At 47.0% G+C, this 22,772-nt stretch carries 20 protein-coding genes and 1 pseudogene; 12 read left to right on the top strand and 9 right to left on the bottom strand.

The annotated features are described in order from the left end of the window. Position 1: 1 nt before the first annotated feature. Positions 2 to 730 (bottom strand): hypothetical protein, encoded by a 729-nt coding sequence (locus tag HP401_RS33930; protein WP_309145159.1) that lies wholly within the window; start codon positions 728 to 730, stop codon positions 2 to 4. Positions 731 to 909: 179 nt separating this feature from the next. On the opposite strand from HP401_RS33930, the gene HP401_RS33925 reads away from it, so the two are divergent. The 6 genes from HP401_RS33925 (at position 910) to HP401_RS33900 (ending at position 7,701) form a co-directional block, all read left to right on the top strand. Further along, positions 910 to 1,767 (top strand): hypothetical protein, encoded by an 858-nt coding sequence (locus HP401_RS33925; protein WP_173606869.1) that lies wholly within the window; start codon positions 910 to 912, stop codon positions 1,765 to 1,767. A 125-nt stretch (positions 1,768 to 1,892) separates the two neighbouring features. After that, a complete protein-coding gene (locus tag HP401_RS33920; protein WP_064200891.1) occupies positions 1,893 to 2,864 on the top strand; it encodes a GDP-mannose 4,6-dehydratase in 972 nt (323 codons plus the stop codon). 44 nt (positions 2,865 to 2,908) lie between these two features. Next, positions 2,909 to 4,144: a glycosyltransferase family 2 protein gene (locus HP401_RS33915; protein ID WP_173606868.1), complete on the top strand. Its 1,236-nt coding sequence runs from the start codon at positions 2,909 to 2,911 to the stop codon at positions 4,142 to 4,144. 30 nt (positions 4,145 to 4,174) lie between these two features. After that, positions 4,175 to 5,131: a GDP-L-fucose synthase family protein gene (locus HP401_RS33910; protein ID WP_173606867.1), complete on the top strand. Its 957-nt coding sequence runs from the start codon at positions 4,175 to 4,177 to the stop codon at positions 5,129 to 5,131. Then, a complete protein-coding gene (locus HP401_RS33905) occupies positions 5,128 to 6,234 on the top strand; it encodes a glycosyltransferase family 4 protein (RefSeq protein ID WP_173606866.1) in 1,107 nt (368 codons plus the stop codon). The genes HP401_RS33910 and HP401_RS33905 overlap by 4 nt, the downstream gene beginning before the upstream one ends. Before the next feature lie 27 nt (positions 6,235 to 6,261). After that, positions 6,262 to 7,701: an FkbM family methyltransferase gene (locus HP401_RS33900; RefSeq protein WP_173606865.1), complete on the top strand. Its 1,440-nt coding sequence runs from the start codon at positions 6,262 to 6,264 to the stop codon at positions 7,699 to 7,701. Positions 7,702 to 7,752: 51 nt separating this feature from the next. Here HP401_RS33900 and HP401_RS33895 read toward each other — a convergent pair whose 3' ends face one another. The 6 genes from HP401_RS33895 to HP401_RS33870 form a co-directional block, all read right to left on the bottom strand. Continuing rightward, the gene (locus tag HP401_RS33895) at positions 7,753 to 8,640 is read right to left on the bottom strand and encodes an NAD-dependent epimerase/dehydratase family protein (protein ID WP_173606864.1); all 888 of its coding nucleotides are present in this window, start codon (positions 8,638 to 8,640) and stop codon (positions 7,753 to 7,755) included. 36 nt (positions 8,641 to 8,676) lie between these two features. After that, positions 8,677 to 9,270 (bottom strand): FkbM family methyltransferase, encoded by a 594-nt coding sequence (locus tag HP401_RS33890; RefSeq protein ID WP_012685468.1) that lies wholly within the window; start codon positions 9,268 to 9,270, stop codon positions 8,677 to 8,679. A gap of 13 nt (positions 9,271 to 9,283) precedes the next feature. Then, on the bottom strand, positions 9,284 to 10,063 hold the full coding sequence (gene rfbF, locus HP401_RS33885) for a glucose-1-phosphate cytidylyltransferase (protein ID WP_173606863.1): 780 nt from the start codon (positions 10,061 to 10,063) through the stop codon (positions 9,284 to 9,286). 24 nt (positions 10,064 to 10,087) lie between these two features. Further along, positions 10,088 to 11,179: a CDP-glucose 4,6-dehydratase gene (rfbG, locus tag HP401_RS33880; protein ID WP_173606886.1), complete on the bottom strand. Its 1,092-nt coding sequence runs from the start codon at positions 11,177 to 11,179 to the stop codon at positions 10,088 to 10,090. Further along, positions 11,172 to 12,575 (bottom strand): sugar phosphate nucleotidyltransferase, encoded by a 1,404-nt coding sequence (locus HP401_RS33875; RefSeq protein ID WP_173606862.1) that lies wholly within the window; start codon positions 12,573 to 12,575, stop codon positions 11,172 to 11,174. Before HP401_RS33875 ends, rfbG begins: the two co-directional genes overlap by 8 nt. Before the next feature lie 113 nt (positions 12,576 to 12,688). Beyond that, on the bottom strand, positions 12,689 to 13,534 hold the full coding sequence (locus HP401_RS33870; RefSeq protein WP_173606861.1) for a hypothetical protein: 846 nt from the start codon (positions 13,532 to 13,534) through the stop codon (positions 12,689 to 12,691). A gap of 207 nt (positions 13,535 to 13,741) precedes the next feature. On the opposite strand from HP401_RS33870, the gene HP401_RS33865 reads away from it, so the two are divergent. Next, a complete protein-coding gene (locus tag HP401_RS33865; RefSeq protein WP_173606860.1) occupies positions 13,742 to 14,590 on the top strand; it encodes a DUF1698 domain-containing protein in 849 nt (282 codons plus the stop codon). Positions 14,591 to 14,713: 123 nt separating this feature from the next. After that, positions 14,714 to 15,901: a glycosyltransferase family 2 protein gene (locus tag HP401_RS33860; RefSeq protein ID WP_173606859.1), complete on the top strand. Its 1,188-nt coding sequence runs from the start codon at positions 14,714 to 14,716 to the stop codon at positions 15,899 to 15,901. A gap of 4 nt (positions 15,902 to 15,905) precedes the next feature. Here the strand turns inward: HP401_RS33860 and HP401_RS33855 are convergent, their stop codons facing one another. Then, the gene (locus HP401_RS33855; RefSeq protein ID WP_012685460.1) at positions 15,906 to 16,253 is read right to left on the bottom strand and encodes a DUF1360 domain-containing protein; all 348 of its coding nucleotides are present in this window, start codon (positions 16,251 to 16,253) and stop codon (positions 15,906 to 15,908) included. A gap of 95 nt (positions 16,254 to 16,348) precedes the next feature. Between HP401_RS33855 and HP401_RS33850 the strand changes: the two genes are divergently transcribed. Next, positions 16,349 to 17,437: a peptidoglycan-binding protein gene (locus HP401_RS33850; RefSeq protein WP_173606858.1), complete on the top strand. Its 1,089-nt coding sequence runs from the start codon at positions 16,349 to 16,351 to the stop codon at positions 17,435 to 17,437. A gap of 55 nt (positions 17,438 to 17,492) precedes the next feature. On the opposite strand, the gene HP401_RS33845 is transcribed toward HP401_RS33850, so the two are convergent. Continuing rightward, positions 17,493 to 18,854: a hypothetical protein gene (locus HP401_RS33845; RefSeq protein WP_173606857.1), complete on the bottom strand. Its 1,362-nt coding sequence runs from the start codon at positions 18,852 to 18,854 to the stop codon at positions 17,493 to 17,495. Positions 18,855 to 18,990: 136 nt separating this feature from the next. Here HP401_RS33845 and HP401_RS33840 point away from each other — a divergent pair, with 136 nt between their 5' ends. From HP401_RS33840 to HP401_RS33830, 3 genes and pseudogenes are all read left to right on the top strand, one after another. Continuing rightward, entirely contained in the window at positions 18,991 to 19,875 is an 885-nt protein-coding gene (locus tag HP401_RS33840) for a glycosyltransferase family 2 protein (RefSeq protein ID WP_012685457.1), read from the top strand. Between the two features lie 108 nt (positions 19,876 to 19,983). Next, complete coding sequence (locus HP401_RS33835; protein WP_041749331.1) at positions 19,984 to 21,186, top strand: BMQ_0737 family morphogenetic spore coat protein; 1,203 nt, start codon at positions 19,984 to 19,986, stop codon at positions 21,184 to 21,186. 151 nt (positions 21,187 to 21,337) lie between these two features. Then, positions 21,338 to 22,772, top strand: a pseudogene (locus tag HP401_RS33830) (hypothetical protein); the annotation flags it as partial.

Below are 22,772 nucleotides of genomic sequence, written 5' to 3'. Positions count from 1 at the left end.
ACTAGATTTCCAAATAGGGACCGGACTGAGGAGGATGTCCGCCCGCGACTGATCCGTAACGAGGAGGATGATAAGCCTGTTCTGGTGTTAATTCAGGGAAACCGGATTGAAGAAGTAAGTTGCGTCTTACAAAAAAAGCGTTGACGCCCTTTGAATCTGTCCCCACCAAGGCATATCCCAAGCTGGTTCCCAAAATGGCCAGGGAACTCAAGCTGGCACCATAGTAGGTATTCCCACCCCATTTAAAATCCGGTTGATACACGATCACCATTTTTTGTGGAGGCGGAAAAGCCGCATTGTACTCAATAACGACAAGTCTCGGGGTGTAAGCAGAAAGAGCTTGCCATACCCAGTAGTCATTGCCATCAATGTCGATAGAAAGCAGATCAAATTCTTTTTGGACACCATTTTTTTCGAATAAACCAGCAATATTTTCTCTCGTGATTAACTCATTCTTGATGATGACCTGGGGATAGGCAGCATAATCCGCAGACATTTTATTGCAGCTGTTCAGGTCGCCTTCCATCGCCAATCCGCTCCAACCGTGCTGCGTGACGAGATTTTTGAGCATACATTCCGAGCCATCTCCAACGCCGAATTCTACACAATAGCGATTCGTAGTTCCGATTCGTGAAAATATTTCTTCAATAATGCCGTCTTCTCCATTTTGAGAATACACTCGTTTTTCATAGCGGTTTAACACATCCATTCTCTCCATGCCTCCATTCACAATTTCCCTCTTTCCGTATCATATTTATCTTTTTGCGGATACGATTGGTCATTCAAGGAACAGGCCGCAAAACAGGCTATTTGCATGGTTTCAAGGCCCTCCTCGGGACAATATATTAGGATAAAGTTTATCAATAGGAGCCTAGCAAGCATTTTGTAAGACAGAGGAGATGTATAATTGTGAGTTTGCCCATCGTGTTTATTCACAGAACGGCTGAAGAGCATGTAGGATTATGCATGCAACAGGCGAAATACAGCAACCCTTCTTCTCGTGTCATTCTTATCGGGAGCCCAGAAAACAAGTATCTTTCTGCGGAAAATACAGAGCACTTCCTGTTGAGTCGTTTCTACCAAAGTGCCCAAGCTTTTTCTTTTGTTTACAAGCACTCCACTTCCAACACCTACGAATACAATCTGTTTTGCTTCCAACGATGGTTTATTTTGCGCGATTTTATGAGGAATCAAGGGATAGAACGTTGCTGTTATCTGGACTCGGACGTCATGCTATTCACCGATATCAGCAAGCGATACAACGAGGAGTTCGATGACTTTACATTTGAGTATACCTGGACGACTGTATGCGATCTGGAAGAACTCAATCAATTTTGCGATTACGCGACCAAATTTTTTCGCGACCCTCTTCACTACGAGACTCTGCTTCAATTCGCAAAAGAAATCGGAGATGTCCCCATTTCCGACATGGTGTTGTTTATCCTGTTTCACAATTACGCGCTTCGCCGTAAAGCTACGTATGGTATAGTCGCCAACGGCTTTTTCGATCATAATCTCAACTGTCCTTTTGCTCCATCCTGCCCGCAGGCTGACAGTCAAGATGGGAAAAAGCAGATTTATCAAAAGGCTGGTGCTCTTTTTTGCAAAATAACAGGCACGACTGACTACCTTCCTGCTCATTCCTTGCATTTCCAAGGACATGCAAAAGCCTATATCCCCTTCTTTGGCTCACAGGCTATCCCGAACACAGATGATTTCATGTTTTTCGACTATGCGACCTGCAAATGGGTGCATGCCGAGCCCTGATCCCCATAAAATTCCCTCTGGAAACGAGCTGTACGCCGTGCCATTTTTCACGTTTTTCCATATTCATAATATGTTAAGCTGTTCATCCTTCGCTACGAGCATCATGGACAGGGGGGATTCGACTCATGAAGGCATTGATTACCGGAGTAACGGGATTTGCCGGCAGTCACTTGGCTGAGTATCTACTGTCGCGGGGAGATGTAGATGTTTACGGTACATTCCGGTCCCTTACCAAAAAGGAGCAGCTGGGGCACCTGATAGACCGCGTGCATATGGAAAACTGTGAATTAAAAGATCCCCAATCTGTAAATGAACTCATCCAGAGAATAAAGCCTGATCTCATTTTTCACCTGGCTGCCCAAAGCTTCGTCCCCACCTCGTTGTCATCTCCTGCGGATACGATGGTGAACAATATTGTCCCACAGTTACATTTGTTCGAGGCGGTACGCAACCATGCTGTTGCTTGCAAAATTCAAATCGCATGCTCCAGTGAGGAGTACGGTTTGGTTTATCCGGAGGAAATCCCCATTAAGGAGACCAACCCCCTCCGTCCTCTCAATCCATACGCGGTCAGTAAAATTGCCCAGGATTATCTCGGATACCAATACCACCACAGTTACGGTCTGGCGATCATCCGTACACGTACGTTTCACCATACCGGTCCGAGAAGAGGCGAAAGCTATGTGACCTCTAATTTTGCCAAACAAATTGCCCAGATTGAGCTTGGTCTGCAAGAGCCAAAAGTACATGTAGGCAATCTTGAGGCCATTCGAGACTTCACGGATGTGCGGGATATTGTCAAGGCGTATTGGTTGGCGATTACCCGAGGTGAACCAGGCGATGTCTACAATATATCCGCGGGTACTCGCTACACCATCGAGGACATGTTGAAGACGCTACTGGCCTTGACTGATGTGCAGGTAGAAATACATGTAGACACCAATCGGTTGCGCCCCTCTGATGTGGACATTGTATTGGGAGACTCTTCACTGTTCCGAGAAAAGACGGGATGGGAGCCCGAGATCTCCTTCCAGCAAACCATGGAAGATTTATTGAACTACTGGCGCTCTGTCCTACGCCAACAGATCAGCCCTTAAAAACGCCGAGTGGATGAGTAGAAAAAATCAGGAGGGAACTTCTTATGTCCATGCAATCCCTTCCTCTCGTCAGTGTCATCACCCCTTCGTACAATCAGGCAAAATTTATCAAACGAACGATCGAGAGCGTATTGACACAAGACTATCCCCATATTGAGCATATTGTGGTAGATGGCGCCTCAACTGACGGTACACAGAATATTTTGCAGCAGTACAGCCACCTGGCAGACCGCTTCCGCTACGTTTCCGAACCAGATCGCGGCCAATCCCATGCTATCAATAAAGGATTGCAAATGGCACGTGGTGAGATTATCGGATGGCTCAATTCAGATGATACGTATTTTCCCGGTGCCATTCGAAAGGCTGTAGCTGCCTTACAGCAGCATCCCGAATGGGGCGTGGTATACGGTAAAGGGCTCCACATTGATGAGGATGACAAAGTAAAATATCCGTACATTTGGGTGGAGTTTGACAGAAAAAAATTGTTTAATTTCAACATCATCTGCCAACCCGCTGCTTTCCTGCGAAAGCATGCCTTTGAAGCAGTTGGTGGTGTAAATGAAGAACACGACTGGTGCATGGATTACGATTTGTGGAACCGGATTTCCCTGCATTATCCGATTGGAACGATACCGGAATTCTTGGCTAACTCACGCTTATATGACGCATGCAAAACGTTTGTCTATGAATTGGAGCCAGGGTTTTCCGAAATTTTGAAAACAAGCGTGAAGCATCATGGCACCATCTCAAATGAATGGCTCTATCACTATACGCAGAATCATTACAAGCAAGGAGCCTTTTGGTTTCTCAATAAACTAAAAGCGTATCATGCTTTCGGGCCCTCTCCCCAAATCATCGCATCCAACCGCTACTCGGACTCATGGGCTCCCCAAAACCTGCGAATGACCATCGAAGCCAGCCATGGACCAATGAACGCTTTGCTTATCAAAGGAAGCAACCAAGATATTGCCCCTCTTCTTCATTTCCATGTCATGAGGAATGGAAAATTCGTATACAAATTCCAAGTTACCCAAGGGCGTTTTCAAGTCGTGATTCCCATTACCTCAGAGGGACAGCAATGCGAAGTGAGTATTTTTTGCAGCCAGCAGGTTCTTCAGAACCACCCCAACAATCCTGAAGTCAAACGCTCTGTCAGCTACCACCTGGAAGAAGTCCTCCCGCTTTCCTATGAGGAGTACCAATTTTATCAGGAATTTACCAAAGGAAAGGCCCAGATCGAAAATTGGGTAAATCGCAGAGTCCCTTCGCCTCGAATTTGAATGCGGACGAGAAAGGCAGGTTGACAAGAATTGAATCTGGCGAAAAAACGGATTGTGGTTACGGGTGGATCAGGATTTCTAGGAAGCCACGTCGTTCATCATTTGCGCAAGCTGGACTGTACGGACATCTTCATCCCTAGAAGCCATGAATACGATCTTCGCAAAGAACATGATGTGAACAAGATGTTGCAGGATTTCCGTCCCGATATCATTCTTCACTTGGCTGCCGTCGTTGGCGGAATCGGCGCTAATCAAAAAAATCCCGGGAAATACTTTTACGATAATTTGATCATGGGGACTCAGCTCATGGAGCAATCCCGTTTATTCGGTGTTGAAAAATTTGTAGCTATCGGAACCATTTGCTCCTACCCGAAATATGCGCCTGTACCGTTTCAGGAAGAAGATATATGGAATGGTTACCCTGAAGAAACCAATGCTCCGTATGGCTTAGCCAAGAAAATGATGCTGGTGCAATCACAAGCCTACCGCGAGCAATACGGGTTCAATTCCATTTATTTGCTCCCTGTCAATTTGTACGGCCCGGGCGACAACTTCGATTTGGAAACCTCACACGTCATCCCTGCCATCATTCGAAAATGCGTAGATGCTATTCGCAATGACGAGAAGAAGATCGTTCTCTGGGGAACAGGCAGCGTCACACGCGAGTTCATTTATGTCGAGGATGCGGCTCAAGCGATTATTGCTGCAACCATGAACTATGATCAATCCGAACCGGTCAATATCGGTTCTGGTCAAGAAATCTCCATTAAAAGCTTAGCAGAAACGATCAAGCAGCTAAGCGGCTTCCAAGGAGAGATCGAATGGGATAAAACCAAGCCAGACGGACAGCCGCGCCGCCTTTTAGATGTGACCAAAGCAAAAGAGCATTTCGGCTTCGTCGCACAAACGTCCTTACTCGCTGGCCTGGAGAAAACGATCAATTGGTACATGGCACATCCTCACGTGCAAGGGAGGATCCCTACATGAGAATCGGAATAAACCTGATGTCAGTGATTCCTGGCAAAATCGGCGGGATGGAGCAGTATGTCAGGAACTTGCTGGCCTACTCGATGAATGCTGGGGATGGCCATCAGTGGTTTCTTTTTTTATCCTCACACAATTTCCATACCTTTGAGGCGCAAAAAAATATGCGCAAATTCATGGTCCCTGACCACGGTAATGCACACGCGATGCTTCATTTCTGGATAAACTCCCTGCAGTTGAATTTGTGGTTTTGTCCGCTGCTTGTATTGAATCCATCCGATGTCACAATTCCTTCTGTGATCAACATTCCAGATATCCAACACGAGTATTACCCAGAGTTTTTCGATGCACATTCCTTGCGCTGGCGACTAGACAACTACAAATCGTCTGCTGAGCGTTGCAGTGCCGTGCTGACTCTCTCGGAGTTTTCCAAGCAAACGATCCTCCAAAAATTCGGGCTTGCTCCGCATAAAGTACATGCGATCCACCTGGATGCCTCGCGGGAATTTTCCTTGCCACATAATGAGGCACTCAACCAACAGGTCATACAAAAGTATAAGCTGCCCAGCGAATACGGCTTTTTCCCCGCGAATACATGGCATCACAAAAATCACCTAAATGTCTTCAAAGCACTTGTCACTTTACGGGATAAACACCAAATCCGAATTCCCATGGTTTTCACTGGTTTTGCTCAAGAGGCTCATCAAAACGTCATGAATTACATCACAAGTAACCAGCTTTGGGACCAAGTCAAATGGCTTCATTACGTACCGCAGGAAGAGATGCCTTACTTGTACCGGAATGCCCAGTTCCTTTGCTTCCCTTCCCTCTTCGAAGGCTTTGGCATTCCGCTGGTAGAAGCCATGAAGTCCAACATTCCAATTGTTTGCTCCAATGCAGGGAGCATTCCTGAGGTGGTGGGTGACGCTGCTCTCACCTTCGACCCGAATATTTCCGATGATATCGCGGTGAAGCTCGCCCATATTTATCTGACACCTGAGGCACGAGCAGACCTGGTTGCCAAAGGCATCCATCAAGCCAAGCATTTTTCGTGGGAGAAATGCGCACGCGAAACTTTGGCTGTCTTTTCTTCCGTCGCACGCTAATGTCATTTGAAAGGAGGTCATCCTTGTATGTCACGCATGCAGCAAATTCGGGATACGTGGAGGAAGGAGCGCCGAATCCCGTTTCCGTTAACCGAACAAGAAACTTGGGATTTTTGGCTGTTGGAAGCACCGACAAACGATTTGAAAAAGTCGAAGATCAAGCATATCGCAAAAACGATGGGCATCCGCACCTTGATCGAGACAGGTACGTTTAAGGGCGACATGTTGCAAGCAATGAAACACCATTTCGACTTGCTTGTTTCCATCGAGCTGGATGAAGCATTGTTTATCGCGGCAAAAGAGAGATTCTCACGCGACAGCCACATCCATATCCTCCACGGTGACAGTGGAAAAGTATTGAGCAACCTGATGCACTCTGTTACATCACCTTGCCTGTTTTGGCTGGACGGTCATTACATCCCGCGCTCAACGGAGGCAGCCAAGGGGGACCTGGACACCCCTATCTTGCATGAGCTGGCTGCCATTTTGCAGCATTCTGTTTATAATCACGTCATTTTGATTGATGATGCTCGTTGCTTTATTGGTCCCAACCCATTGTTGAAAGATTATCCCACTATCCAAGAACTACGAGAATTCGTTCATTCTCTTCGTCCCGACCTCTTATTCGTCGTAGGAAATGACATCATCATGATCTACAATCCACTTGAAGGAGCAACAAATTCGATGAAGAAAGTTGACTTTCACCTGCCGTTTGACAATCAAACCTTTACCGTCTATGGGGACGACTCCGATCAAAGCGTCCTGTATTTTATGGAGTATTACAAAGGGTACTATGAAGACTACGTTATCCATCCTCTGAAAAAAATCGTACAACCTGACCATGTTTGCCTAGACATCGGAGCAAACATCGGTGCGATCTCGCTCGCCCTGAGCTATCTCACGCCTCAAGGCAAGGTTTACGCATTTGAACCCTCCGATGTCAATTATCCTTATCTCCTACGAAATCTTGCCGAGAATCACATCACCAATGTCGAGCCTATCCAGCTGGGAATAGCCGACCGCAACGGGAACATTCATTTTAACGACGACCCGCGTGGAGGCGGATGGTCTTATATCCCACATGAGCCAGAAGCCGTGGAGAAATCCACCCAATTCATATCATGCGTCAGGCTGGATGACTGGGTAGAGCAGAATATGATCTCGCGCATCGACCTGATAAAAATTGACGTGGAAGGCTCTGAGGTCATCGTCTTGGAAAGTGCCATGCGAACGCTTAAGCAGTGGGACCCAGATGTGATCATTGAATTCAACCCTGAGAGCATCACGGAAAACTTCGGCAGACATCCACTCGTGCTCTACACACTGCTGGAGAAATTATTTACCCACCTGTATATGTTTAAACGGGACAATACAGTGGTAAAGGTGAAGAACTACAATCACTTACTAGACGAAATGAAACCTTTTCACGCTGATCTGTTTTGCACAAACAAGACTTTCCTCGATTAAGTGCACATGAAAAAACATGGCTGTAGGCTCGCCATGTTTTTTGTTGCGTTGCTATTTGAAAGTGGCCATTACCTTTCTCAATCCATCCTCCAGCTTCACTCGATGATTCCACCCTAGTGCTTGCAGCGATCGAGTATCTGCATGCGAATGCATGATTTCCCTATCTGTATACGCAATCGATCCGAACTTCAAGACCGTGCTTGATTGCGTCATCTGATGAACCAGTTCTACAAACTCTCGTATCGAAGTAGCCGTACCTGTCCCTACCTGGTATTCCGTAAAGCCTGCGGGTAGACGTGAAGCATGCGCCAACAGCACGCGAAAGGCAGCAACAACATCCTCCACATAAATAAAATCTCTTGCTTGCTTCCCTTCTGTAAGCCTTAGTTCAGGTTGATTTTCGAGACAGCTTTTGATGACAGAAGTGACAAATTTATTCGTATTGTCATAAGGACCATACACGTGCTCCAGCCTGACGTTGATGAATTGTAAGGAAGAGGTATCTGCTAGGCATTTTCCCCATTCTCGAAACTGACGCTTCGTCAAATTGTATGGTTGCAGATGCTTGGATAATCGGGTGGGCGCACTGGAAAACGTATCTGTATTTAGAAAAACAGGGGTACCAAAGCGCATGGCCATATCCAGCAGCTTCAGCGGAAAGGTCACATTGGCATCTACCATCGTGGTAATGCTCTCGTTGTTTCGTCCATAACAGGTTGCCGTATGGATGATTGCGTCGATTCTCCCCTGCTGGAAAAAAGGAGCTTCCCATTGACCGCGATCCGCATCATACGTAATCAAATCAGGCAATATGTCCTGGATGCGCGAGCAATCGGAAGTACTCCTTTTCAAGATGATGACAGTATGTCCGTCTAATCGTAGCGCTTTTACGAGCTGGCTTCCGAGAAAGCCTGTCGCGCCGGTCACTAGTATCTTCATTCGGGATCGCTCCCCTTCACCTGCTCTACAATCTTCTTATATCCAGTTCAAGTCGATGTTGTGAATTTGTTTTTCTTGCATGACCCTCCGAAAGTGATCGGCTTTCGTTTTCAAGCCTTCAATCAGCCATTCATGATTTTCTACGACGATTTTTTCGATTTGCAGGTGTAAATTTTGCTCTACGATTTTTTCCAACAGTTCAAATTCTGCCCCCTCGATATCTATTTTGATTAATTTGATCGGCCGATTGAGCATCTGGATGAACTGTGTCAAATCAATGACCTCTACTTCTACATACTTATGGGGATTCGTAACAGGATGATTGTTCAAAAGGGAAGAGGCGTAAGCAGACCCTGCCGGATCCGTATGGTAATGTTCATGCAAGTGCAAGCGCAGCTTATCGTTTTTATGCCAAACGGCTTTGTTGATACATATGACATTGGGATAGGCGCCTACCCTTTTTTTCAATTCCTCAAATACGTATGGATTCGGCTCAAACGCAAAGACGAGAGCGCCTTTATCCGCCATTTTTTGAGAAATGACCCCATAATTTGCCCCACAATCGATCGTTATGTCCCCGTATCCGATCGGAGAAAAAACTTCTTCACTGTTCTCGTTTAATCCGCCCACTCCTGCTTCCTCCTTATGTTCGGCTAGATGCCCATGCTGCCTTTCCGGATTTCCACAGTTCTTCCAAGTAGTTTTTATCTCGGAGCGTATCCATTGGCTGCCAAAAACCGGTATGCTTGAAGGCCATTAGTTGATTCGCCTTGGCCAAGCCCTCCAACGGCTCTTTTTCCAATACCGTCTCATCACCCGCCATATAATCAAATACGCCTGGCTCCATGACAAAAAAACCAGCATTGATCCATCCGCCGTCCCCTTTTGGCTTCTCCTGGAATCCTGTTACGGTGTTCCCATTGGCAATATCCAATGCTCCGAATCTGCCTGGCGGTTGAGTCGTGGTGATCGTTGCGAGTTTTTTATGCGTGCGATGAAATTTTACCAGCTGTTCAATATTGATGTCGGATAAGCCATCTCCATACGTCAGCATGAATGTATCTTCTCCCACATACTTCTGTATCCGCTTCACCCTTCCACCTGTCCCTGTGTCTTTCCCCGTATCAATCAATGTGACTCGCCACGGAGCAGCATTGTGGTTGTGAAAAGTGACCTGATTGTCGGTACGAAAATCAAACGTCACATCAGAATGGTGAAGGAAGTAGTGCGCAAAGTACTCCTTGATCATGTAGCCTTTGTACCCGAGACAGATGATGAAATCATGGAAACCGTACTTGGAATAAATGGACATGATATGACAAATGATGGGCCAATCACCGATCTCAATGAGCGGCTTCGGCCGAAGATGCGTTTCTTCTCCAATGCGCGTGCCATACCCTCCTGCTAGGATGACGACTTTCATTGGCTGCCCTCCTTTCTCTGGTGTTCACTTGGCCTCATTGGTATACGCCGCGATTTGGGACAAACAAATTTCTCTTACGTCTTGTTTTTTCTGATAAGCCTTCTGCCAAGAAATGATACTGTCCAAGGTCCGTTCGAGCGACCAGTTGGGCTTCCAACCTATTACGCCTTTGGCTTTCGAACAGTCCAGCTTTAAATATTTGGCTTCGTGCCATTGTGGATCGGTTCGCTCTGCTTCAAAACGAGCACCAGCCCCCCAACGCTCACACAATTGCCGGACGATCCACTCTACCGATCTGGCATCTTCCTCATTCGGACCAAAATTCCAGCTCTCGGAGTAATCCTTGCCATTCGCCCACATTTTTTCAGCGAGCATCAAGTACCCCTTCAAGGGCTCCAGGACGTGCTGCCACGGTCGAATTGCTTTTGGATTTCGGATGACGATGGTCTCTCCCTTTATCAAGGCACTTAGGCAATCCGGTATCAAACGATCCATCGCCCAATCACCACCGCCGATCACATTGCCTGCTCGCGCTGTAGCAACTGCGACGCCATGCTGATGATACTGGTCGGGGTGAAAAAAAGCATTGCGATAGGAAGCAGTCACTTGCTCCGAACATGCTTTACTGTTGGAATACGGATCATAGCCGCCCAGCACATCCTGCTCACGGTATCCCCACACCCACTCCCGATTTTCATAAACCTTATCCGTCGTAACATTGATAATTGCTTTGATTTTCATTCCGTTTTGCACAGCCACTCTCGCCGCCTCGAGTACATTCACCGTACCCATGACATTGATTTCGAAGGTTTCCGCTGGATATTGATACGATAAACGCACCAGCGGCTGAGCGGCCATGTGAATGATGATATCCGGGTTTGCTTGGTTGATTGCTTTTTGAACACTTTCCTTCGATCTGACATCGTCAATGATTGAATCAACCAATGAACTGATTTGGGCGCACTCAAAAATACTTGGATTTGTCGGCGGCGACAGCGCATATCCTGTTACCTTCGCCCCCAAGTCATGCAGCCATAAGCACAGCCATGCGCCCTTGAAGCCTGTATGACCAGTGATCAACACTTTTTTGTCTCTCCAGAACGCAGGATCAATCATTGTGATCACCGTGCTTCCTAATCTGCTCCAGAATCGCTGACCACGTCATCCCAAGTCGAACGATATCTTCTTCCACCAGCTGACTGCCCATCTGTACCTCGATGAATGCCAGCTCGGTCGTAGCTTTGATTGCATGCTTGGCTCCTACCGGGATTTGCAATACGTCACCTGGTCCAACCTGGCTCAGCTGATCATCCAAAATGAACTCTCCGCTACCCTCTACGATAATCCATACTTCGCTACGGTGGTGATGGTACTGATAGCTCAAATTTTTCCCGGCGTATACATGGATTTGTTTCGTTAATACTTCCACGGCGTCTTCATTTTTCTGAAAATGCATAACCTGATACCAACCCCAGCGCCGCTCTTCATACATTGGGCGCTTTGTCCAATCCAAAGACAAATTTTTGACCATATGACTTTGTTCCTTAGAAGAAACGAGGATGCCGTCCGGACTCGCCGCCACGATCGTATCCGATAGACCGATGGACACGATAGGGATGTCCAATTCGTTGATAACGTGCGTATTGGTGCAGCTCTCATCCAGCAAAACCTTACCAATTGTATTCCTGCTCATTTCTTCCGTGAGCGTATTCCACGTCCCTAGGTCCTTCCAGGCTCCCTCATACGGGAGAACGACTACTTTCTCTGCCTTTTCTACAATCTCATAGTCAAAGCTGATGGCAGGCATTTGGCTATATTGCTCAAGCATGCGGTTGTATTCAGTAGGCAATCCTTTTTGCTCCAATTCGCGAATCAGATAGCCCAATCGAAAAGCAAAAATTCCACAATTCCACAGGGCCTTCTTTTCTACTAAATCCTGCGCTTGCTCAAGGGACGGCTTTTCTTTGAAGCTTTTTACTTTTTGATAGGTAGGGGGTATTTTACCCTGATCCGATTGTGATTCTAGCTGCGGAACAATGTAGCCGTATTTCGTAGATGGATACGTAGGTTTCACTCCGATTAATGCGAGATTCGCGCCAGATTTGAGGATGACGTTCTCTAGCTCCTTGATCCTGTCCATGAAGCGGTCCTCAACGAATGGATCTACAGGCATGATGGCAATGACTTCATCCGGGTCCATTGTCAAAGCAGAGTACAAATAGGTTACCGCTAAAGCAATGGCAGGGAAGGTATCCCTTTTTTCCGGCTCCACGATCAAAGGAACGTCTTCACCTAGTTGACTTTGAAGCAAATCAACATGTGAGCGGCCTGTTGAAATATAAACAGGCTCCGACCAATTACGGGAGGCCAGCTGCCTCCATACTCGTTGAACCATCGCCTCTGGTTGGGCATGTGCATTGCCTATCAATTTCAAGAACTGTTTGGACCTGACATCATTGGAGAGCGGCCACAGCCTTTTCCCTGAACCACCCGATAGTAATATCAGTTTCACTCAGGCCACCTCGATCCGTTTAGCGTGTTGTATGCACCATCTTATGCGTCTGTCGCAGTCGATGCTCTATCGTCCAATGAAAATGGTCAACTAACACGAGGAATGATAGAAGCCTATAGAAACTGAATCCACCGGTTAGAAATATAGTCGAAAATGTAAGAACCGGCTTGCGGGAGAGAGGGAGCCGTGAAAAACTTCATATGGTGCTTCGTATATCCTTGAAAATGCAGAGAAAACACCGGCAGATATCGCCCCGTTGCCTTATCCTTGCAGCACAGGACACCATTTATCGAGTAAATTTTCTTATAGCCGTACAAATTTTCCATTGATGTCGCCTGCTGAATATTCCCGTCAATTAAGCCATCATGAAACAAGCCATTCGTGATTTGGTAACCCTTGAGCCGCTCAAGAAAGAGCAAGGCCAGCACCATATCCGTTATGAGAGGTTGATTGAATCGTACGTGTTCCTTTCTCCGCATGGTGTATTGGACGACTTGCGCGAATGCAATCGGATTGGCAAAATGAGACTTCATGAACTCACAATATAGTTCCAACTTCTGCCTATCCACGAAATTTGTCCATACGAATTCCATCGTAAAGTTTTCAAAGCGCGGATGGTTCACGTCGGTAAACAGCATGACATCCGTATCGATATAACAGCATTTCGGAATCTGATGCCTTTCCATAAACGCCAACAAAATAAACCATCTTTGAAAACAAAACAGATTGTACTCATAAGGCATAAAATGAATATGTTTATAGACTCTCGTCATTTCACTAGCAGCAGGCATGTAATCGTCTATCATCTCATGAATGATGCCATTCACGGCATACCTTCTGTTTCCCCCGTTCCCTATCAGATAGACAGGCGAATGGGGATTACTTCTTTTCGCTTGCTGCAAGCTGTATGTGAGATAATCATCGTCCCCCCGATGGATGATCACGATGGGCAAGGGCATACTCTTTCCGCCTCCTTTTTCTCCCCATACTTTATGTATGTGACAGACAACGAGAAACGGGCATATGCCTTTTTTCCAAAAACCTCCTTGTTGCCAAGCAACTTTAGACGTGAATAGGACGAAATTAATGCATTTATATCATTTCCCTCAGCACGGTCCGAACATATTGTATAGGGCAAGCACTCTGTAGTGGAGGGGGACATGTCGATGGGAAGATTTTGGACAGATCAGGAAATCCTCGATGAGATCAGCAAACGACGATGGTACCATAAAATCGAGTTGCGACCCGGTATTGTCACTCCCGGGATTACGCTTCTGGAAAATATATGGAATATGACGAGACAATCCAGAGAATACATCCAATATTCGGGGAAACGCGTTCTTGATCTGGCTAGCTTTGACGGTATGTGGGCTTTTGAAGCGGAGCAGCGAGGGGCAAGTCTTGTCGTGGCTACGGATTGTATGCAGCCGCTCTATTTGAATTTTGAGTTTTGCAAGAACATCCTGCAAAGCAAAGTTTTGCCGCTGTACAATACCAGCCCTTACAAACTATGGGAAGGGCTGCAAGTTTTGCTGATGGACGATTTTATAGAACCACTGCCATTTCCTCAACAAATACGGCACAATCAATTTGATGTCGTCCAGCATCTTGGACTGCTCTATCATCTACGCGATCCGATGTGGACATTGTCGCAATGCCGAAGCGTGATTAAGCCAGGTGGGCACCTCTTGTTGGAAACTGCCTGTATTCTGGATACGAATCAGTCCATCATGGTCTACAATGGAGCTCCTGGACAAATGAATCGGATTTATAAGGACGATACGACTTGGTGGTTGCCATCTGTCCTTTGCATTGAGGAGATGCTCCGAGGCACGTTGTTTGAAGTTATTCCTGAATCGGTTAGGACCATTCCCTCTGGCAAAATAAACAATTACGATGCGGGTCGCATCAGCCTCGTGGCAAGAGCCATTCCTGGTAGCGCGATCGACCAGAACTGTCACGCGGAGTTACTCCGTATCTTCCGCAATCCAGGGATCATTCCGGACTACCTGTAATATCTCGGGAATTTTAAATCGGGTGCACAAGATCGACGATGCTTGTGTACCCGATTTTCCATTCTTTCATAGTCTGATGGTAGTGCATGCATTTTTTATGATGGAAAGATGGGAGTGAATCTCGTGTCCCACTCACAGCAACCATTAGTGAGTATCATTACCCCCTCTTTTAACCAAGGCCGGTTTATTCGTGAGACGATAAATAGCATATTGACCCAGGACTATGCAAACCTTGAGCATATCGTGGTAGATGGAGGCTCGACTGACGATACGCTCTCCATCTTGCAAGAATATGCACAAAAAGATCCGCGCTTCCGTTATATTTCCGAACCGGATCGCGGACAGTCTCATGCGCTTAACAAAGGTCTGGCAATGGCAAGAGGGGAAATCATTGGCTGGCTGAATTCAGACGATACCTATGTACCAGGCGCCATCATGATGGCTGTTCACGCTTTTGCGAGCAACCCGAACTGGGGAATGCTTCACGGCAATTGCCAAGTAATGAACGAGTACGGTCAAGTATCTAGCACCTACCCGTCCGAACAGGCTGATTCCAAGAAGCTGTATCAGAGCTGCGTGATTTGCCAGCCATCCGCTTTCATCAGGACTCACGTTTTCAGGCATATGGGGGGCGTGGATGAAAAATTGCAATTTTGCATGGATTACGACCTGTGGATGCGCATCGCCAAATTTTATCCCATCGGTTATGTGCCTCATTACTTAGGAAACGCCCGAATCCACACGACCTGCAAATCAGCTACACAATGGCATTCTGTCGGCGTACCTGAAGTATTGCGATCATTAGCAAAAAATTATTCGTCCATCCCCAGCCATTGGATATCGTACGTCCCACACTACAAAGGCATGGGTGTACTCGACCTGTTGAGGATCTATAAGTCCTTTCCATCCAATACAACCAGAATTACAAGCATGAACCGGGGGATGGACTTGTGGGCGCCTCCTGTCCTGCGTGCGATTGTCGAATCAGATCCAGCTGCACCGGCTCAAATGTTGTTAGTGAAGGGCAAAGTCCCTGGCTCCCCTGCAAAATTGCCAAAGCCCATTATTTTGACTGCGCTCGTGAATGGCGTAAACGTAAAAAGCTACACCGTTGATAAACCCACCTTTGCCCTCGAAATCCCACTCGATCCGAATGCCACGACACACCGTGTGGACATCGCTTCTTCTAGTGTCGGTCTACCGAACACCCCGCAAGTCCAGCAAAGAATCGTGGGGGGATACATGGCCGAAGAGATTATTCCTCTTTCGTATGACGAAATGATCGTGTACAGAATTTTTTCAAGGAGTTAACCATTCAACTCGTATATAGCTTCGTTTCAATGACAGCCGCCGCTCCGGCTATGGCAAGCAGGAGCAGCAACGGATAGGCGGCTGGCACATACATATACAACCCCACGATCAAGGCCCCCACCCAAATTCCCACGCACCAATGGCAGCTCAACAATCTGCCTATCCATTGGCGCACCCTTCCGCCTTTAAATTGAAAGTCCCGAACCATTTGCCCCGACTCGTCGGGTACATAGAACACCTGGTAAAATGGGTTTCGCAAAAAAGACGTGATCTCATCAAAAACAATCAAATGCGTGAGACGAAAGCTTGCCAGCACGAGAATGATTAGGTCGATCCAAGAGAGGTCAAACATTCCACCTCCACCTCTTTCCAATATTTTGTGCTTTTCTCATTTGTTCCACATTTAGTACCATTGTGGTGCGACAAAACAGAGAAAGGCGTGATGAGATGAATCGCAACATAAAGAAAATGGCAACCATCCTTTCCCTGTCCGTCCTCGTTACCATGATCGGACAACCTGCATTTGCGAAAACAAGCTTTACCTCTTTGAAAAAAGGGATGAAGAACTCGCGCGTGCTTGAAGTGGAAAAGATGCTCGATGCACTCCATTACGACTACAAGCTGGTAGTGGACAAGATCTACAACAGCAACACAGCTTATAACGTCAAAGCTTTTCAGAAAAAATACAAGCTGCCGCAAACCGGAATTGTAAACAAAACCACCTACGATAAACTGACGAGCGTGTACCAAGCTCGCAAGCAAGTGCAGCCAAGCACACCGTCCAAGCCTGGCACTCCTGCTGAGTCCAATGATTACGCTACGCTAAAATTGGGTGCTAGCGGTGAACGCGTGAAGGAATTGCAAACGATGCTCGCTGGCCTCGGTTACAAAGTAACGGCATCGGGACAATTCGATGAATCTACACGTTTTGCCGTCATGCTGTTCCAGTCGCGCAATAAACAAACCTTGACTGGTGAAGCCGATGCCAAAACTTATACAGCCATTCAAACGCAATACAAGAACAATCCCGTGCAGCCCAAACCAGATACGAAGCCAACCACTCCAACAAATCCACCAACTCCCGTAACACCTAGCAAGCCTGAGCAGCCGCAAAACCCTGGTGCTGACGCGCAAGTGCCTCTACCCGCAGGTTTGACGGCTGAGGAAAAAGAAATGGTTCAGCTCGTGAATCAAGAGCGCACCAGCCGAGGACTCGCACCCTATCAAGTGGACATGCAGTTGGAAAACGTTGCACGTGTAAAAGCTCAAGAGATGGTAAACAAAGGCTACTTTAGCCACACCTCTCCCACTTACGGCTCACCGTTTCAAATGATGGACACTTTTGGTATTCGCTATTTGGCTGCTGCTGAAAATATTGCCCAAAACAATTCTGTAAGCAGCGCTCATCAAATGTTCATGAATTCCTCTGGGCACAAAGCTAATATCATGAGTCCAACATACGACTACGTTGCCATTGCTGTTGTAAATGGCGGTCCGTACGGGAAAACGTTCGTACAAATGTTCTTGAAAAAATAAAGGCGCGGAACGGAAAAGCCATCATTTCTACTGAAATGGTGGCTTTTCTTCTCGATTAGAAAGACACGGCGATCCGGTTATTGGCGGAAAAGTGTACGGTCTGATCGTTGCACAGCACGACACCCTCGACAACGATTCCCTTCCCCGCTTCTTGTTTCAAAAACGAAATCTGGAAATTCTGGAAGGATTCCGTCGATTCCGGTGCAATGGTTACAGGCTGGATCGGCGCTATCCAATATTCCCCTCTCTCCATCGCTTGGGCAAACCAATCGTCTTCCAAGTATCTCCATCCTTTTAAGCCCGATGTACCTTGCACGGCCATCGTCTCCACGAGCTTCGGCGGCAATACCTGGCCTCCCATTTTGATCGAATCGACAGGTGAAACACGCAGGCAAACGATTGGATTTTTCAGTTCAACGTTCCCCGTATTTTTCACCTGAAGCGTCCCAATCAACAGGTACGGCTTCTCAGCTGATTCTGAGTGAATCAACGTGTAATCAAAATACACTTCTGCCGCTGTACGCGTTTCAACCTGTTCTGGCACTTCTTCGACCGGGTGAATGGTCACTACTTGATCCAGCAGTTCTTCTTCTGCCAAGATCATCAGCTCTTCCCGCTCACTGTCTGATTCACTGTTTCCTTCTATATTTGAGTCACTGTCCTCAGCACTCGACTGGTTACTTTCCTGAATCGTGCTTTGTTCCTCTGCCCATGGCTTTTCATCTGCTCCCTGCTGACTTTCATTGTCAGAGGTAATGAGCATGGTGGAATAAAACAGCTTTAAAATAGTGGGTGGTAAAAACGCCATTGGTTGAATGTGCAATCCATTTTGGAAATACTCCAAAACCCCTGACGCTAAATGTAGCGCAATTTTTTCCGCATAGAGTTTACGCTTGCTCACTTCCGTAAAAAGCGGCAACTGCAACTGGATGTGAACGATCAATGGTTGCTTTTGGTTTTTGGTTACTTTGTAGTGACACGAGATTCCAGACTGCTGCAATTCTGCACGCAAACACTTGACCAGGTCTTGCCGCTTTTCATCCTCCGACTGAAAGAAAATCAGTCTTGGCTTTTCCAGGACTCTCATTTCCTTCAAGCTGAAACGTATAGCGACATCCGTATTTTTCGCCAAAGACGGATTGTTTTGGCTTATGACAACTTCCATCCCGCTATCAGAAAGAAATTTTTGAACGTTCCCCAATACCTCCCACTCATAGGCAGTTCCTCCTCCTGAAGATATGCCTGTAAAGAGAACGCAAACTTTTCCTTTCAACCCCGAATCCAGGTCAACTCTTTTATTCGTCGAATCCCACTTCAATTGAAAGCCATTTTGCTTGCAAAATAAACGAAACGCTGGCAGAGCCGCGTACGGCATGGTCCCGCCACGTTGACCACTGTAATATACCTCAACATCCATTCCCATCTCTCCTCACGAAACTTTCCGTCAGTCCGCGATATTGTATGAATACCCAGTGTCCAAAGTGAACATTTTTCGCGATGACTGTTCCGAAGAAACGCTTTGCGCATACGATGCTACAGAAAGGAGTGGTCATATGCCCACCTCACAAATGCCCCTAATCTCCATTATCATTCCTGTCAAAAATGAGGGGGACAATGTGCGTTCTACCATCACTTCCCTTTTGAATACAAGAACCACGTTTCCGTATGAAGTGATCGTAGTCGATGATGCCTCAACTGATAACGGTTGTCACTTTTTACAAGGCCAAGGGCAGAATGAAAAAATAAAATTAATCACGACAGAAGGAATTGGTGCTGCAGCAGCACGAAACTTGGGCGTGAATCATGCCCGTGGCAACTACTTCATTTTTTGCGATGCCCATCTGTCTTTTGAAAACTTTTGGATCGATCGCATGATGGAGCTCATTCTGACAAAGAAAGCAGATGGCGTTGCTCCCGGAATCGCTTCCATGACAGAGCCACATAAAATCGGATATGGGCAAAATCTGAATCAGAAGCTCGAAATCACCTGGTATCCAAAGCCAACGGGCCCTTCACCGGTTGCGATATTGCCAGGGGGTTGCTTCCTGGTCACCCGAGAAGCTTTTATGAAGGTCGGGGGTTTTGACCGTGGTTTTCGCATTTGGGGATTTGAAGATATCGAATTTTCCATTAAGATGTGGCTCTTTGGGTATACGTGTATGGTCCAGCCATCCGTAAAAATCTTGCATTTGTTTAGGCAAGTTCACCCTTACACAGTTGCACATGAGCACATTTATTACAATATGCTTCGAATGGCGTACAGCCATTTTAACGAGCGGCGGATTGAGGCTGCGAAAAAACTTGTGCTCTACGCAAATGCCAGTGAAATTGCGGATGATGTGCTGACTTGCGGAGCTGCTGCTCAGCGTGTTCGATACACTTCCCAAAGAAAATTCGACGACAATTGGTTCTTCCAAAAATTCCAAATTCCTTTCTGACAAGATAGTGACCTAAAAAATAGGCGCATGCTCAACATGCCAAACTCCCGTTGCCCACATAGTATGTAACTGCAAAGCAAACTCCCTAGGAAAGGAAGGATTCTTACGGTGAAACATCACGTGAAGCCCATTATGGGTCGCCAGCTCCCTACACCGACGCCTACAGCAACTCCTCCTATATCGAACAACCTGCAGGAAGAGTGCATTCGCGTCAATAAGGTGTATGACTGGGTAGTATTAGCGAACAGCTACCGAAACAAGATTGCCCTTCCCGACGATTGTCAAGCTCTGGTAGACGCTGCCATTCGTGCTGGGCAAGATATCACGCTCTCCTGCGTTGAGCCAGTTTCTCCTGGTCCTACTTGCAGAGTCGTCAGTATTCGCCGCGAGAACATTACAGTCAATGGGACCACTGTTCGGGTCGGAGTCGTTCGCTTTGTGTTCGGAGCCACTGTGCTCGTTCGCGTTTTCGCAGACGGAACGCCTCTCTGCGAATTCACAACGACAGTGCAATTCGATCAGGAAGTCGTTCTCTGCTTGCCTGAACCGCTTGACGAGGACAATATCTTGTGCCGAATCAGTGCTTTCGAGTGCTCACCGACCGGTACTGTTCTCCTCGGAGGCATGGTTCAACTCGACGTCATTGTCTGCGTAGAAATCCAAGTAGAAGCAGAAGTCAAACTGGAAGTATTGGCGAAATTCTGCTCTCCACGTCCAAACAGCATTCCAATTCCATCGCCAACGCCATCTTTCCGTTGCCCGCCGATTACATTCCCGCCACAATGCCCACCAATCTTCCCAGTACGCAACTGCGATTGCCAGGCGTCCGTCAACGCGTTGGTACCAAACGTTTCCATTTCTATTGGTATCCCACTCGCTGTTGCCGTCGGTACGATCCAGCTCATCGCAGATATCTGCCCAAGCTGCGATCCATCCAGCAGCTCGTTTACCTTTAACTTCTTTGATGCTCTCCTGCCTGATGTCCTTGGCGATCAAAGCTTCAGCTTCTCTCCAACGACTATCAGCTCTCCAACATGCATTACCGTACTGCCTATCCTGCCAATTGTGACAGGTCTGGTCGTAACAGGTACTGGTGTACGGACATTCACAGCAACAGGCGCACAAGAAACCCTGACCTACTCTCTGACACTCGCCGAAACAGGACTCGGCCTGCCAGACGTTATCATTCTCACACTCACCGACTCTTCTGGTGTTCTCGTCTTCAGCGCCACCATTACAGTCGTTCCGGACGAACAATTACTGGTTGCCGATTGCATCACGTTTGGGGATATTGTCATTACCACTCCATAAGAAAAAAATATTCGTTTCCAATCAGGCGGGAGAAGACCAACTCTTCTCCCGTTTTTTCTATAGAGGAACCGTCACTACAATACAGGCACCAATTCCCACCCCGTACATATGTCTATATGGGTAAGCCAGACGGAAAAAGGAGGACAACACTGTGTACAAAAGGAGAATCTCCAATGCGAACAAGTCGAAAGAGAGAGAAAATGAGAAGCTCCTCCTGCTAAAAAAACAAGCACACTACTACGAAGAAAAAACAAAACAACTCATGCAAGAAGTGTGGCACCTACAAAAGCTGATCGAGGAAACATCCCAACAAAACGAAGCATATAGAGAGCAGCTTGAACATCTGAACCAGAACCTCCACGATTTGGACAGCAAAGGGGCAGAATGGAAGCAGCGCTTGAACGATTCACAAGACATGCTTCAAGAAATGAAGGGCAAGCTCGACTACTACGAACATCTCTTGAAACAACGCGAAAATGCCATAACCGACCACCAGGAAACAGAGGCAAAACTAAAGCGTTCAATCGAGAGCTTGCAAACCGAGATCAGAGAACAACGAAAAGGTCCACGGCTTGAAGAAATCATGTCCAAACATCAAGCCCAGGAAGCACACTTGCGCGAGCACATTGAATTGCTCCAGCGGCAAGTACAAAGCTACGAACAAAAAGAGGCACACTGGCAAAAGGCGTTACAGGAGCAAGATCAGCAGAAGCTGAGTCAAATCGAGGAGATCCTGCATGAACGCCAGCAGCATTTAGACATGATCGCGCATCTGGAGCAGCAACAACTTACATGGAAACAAGCTTTGGATCATGCAAATGAAGAGTTTGAGAGTGCGCAGATAAGACAGCACGAGCAACTATCCAAAATTGAATCATTGAATCAGCAGTTGGAGGATGCACGGGCACGGGAAGAGCAAACACTCTCTGACCTACAGCAGCTTACAGCAGTAAGCGGAAATTGGGTACAGCGGGAGCAGGAGCTACAGATGCGAGAACAAGAACTACAGGTGCGCGAGCAAAACCTCCACGCATTTGAGCATAGTCTCCAAGCTCACGAGCAGGAGCTGCACGATCTTGAACAAGAGCTGCGGGGGCAAGGGCAGGAACTGCAATCCCTATCGAGTAGCCTTGAGACGAAAGAGCAGGATCTACACTCTCAGTCGCAACACTTACAAAAACGGGAGCAGAAATTGCTTGGTCTTGAACAAGAGCTTCAGACCCAATGGTTAGAACTGCATACGCAAGCGGATCACCTGAAGACCAAAGAACAAGAGCTGCTTGCTACAGATCAAAAGCTCGAGGCTAAAGAGCTGGAGCTGCATTCTCAGACACAAGAGCTTCAAGCACGGCAGCAGGAACTTCTCGGTTTTGAACAGGAGTTGCAGGGGCAAAACCAAGAACTGCAATCCTTAAAACATAACCTGCAGACCAAAGAACAGGAGCTGCTTGTTACTGAGCAAAAACTCGAGGCTAAGGAGCTGGAGTTGCATTCTCAGACACAAGAGCTTCAAGCACGACAGCAGGAACTTCTCGGTTTTGAGCAAGAGTTGCACAGGCAAAACCAAGAACTGCAATCTTTAAAAC

The sequence above is a fragment of the Brevibacillus sp. HB2.2 genome (assembly GCF_013284275.1).
GTDB lineage: Bacteria > Bacillota > Bacilli > Brevibacillales > Brevibacillaceae > Brevibacillus > Brevibacillus brevis_D.
Note: the sequence above shows the minus strand (reverse complement) of the source record. Positions and strands in the feature narration are given on the sequence as shown.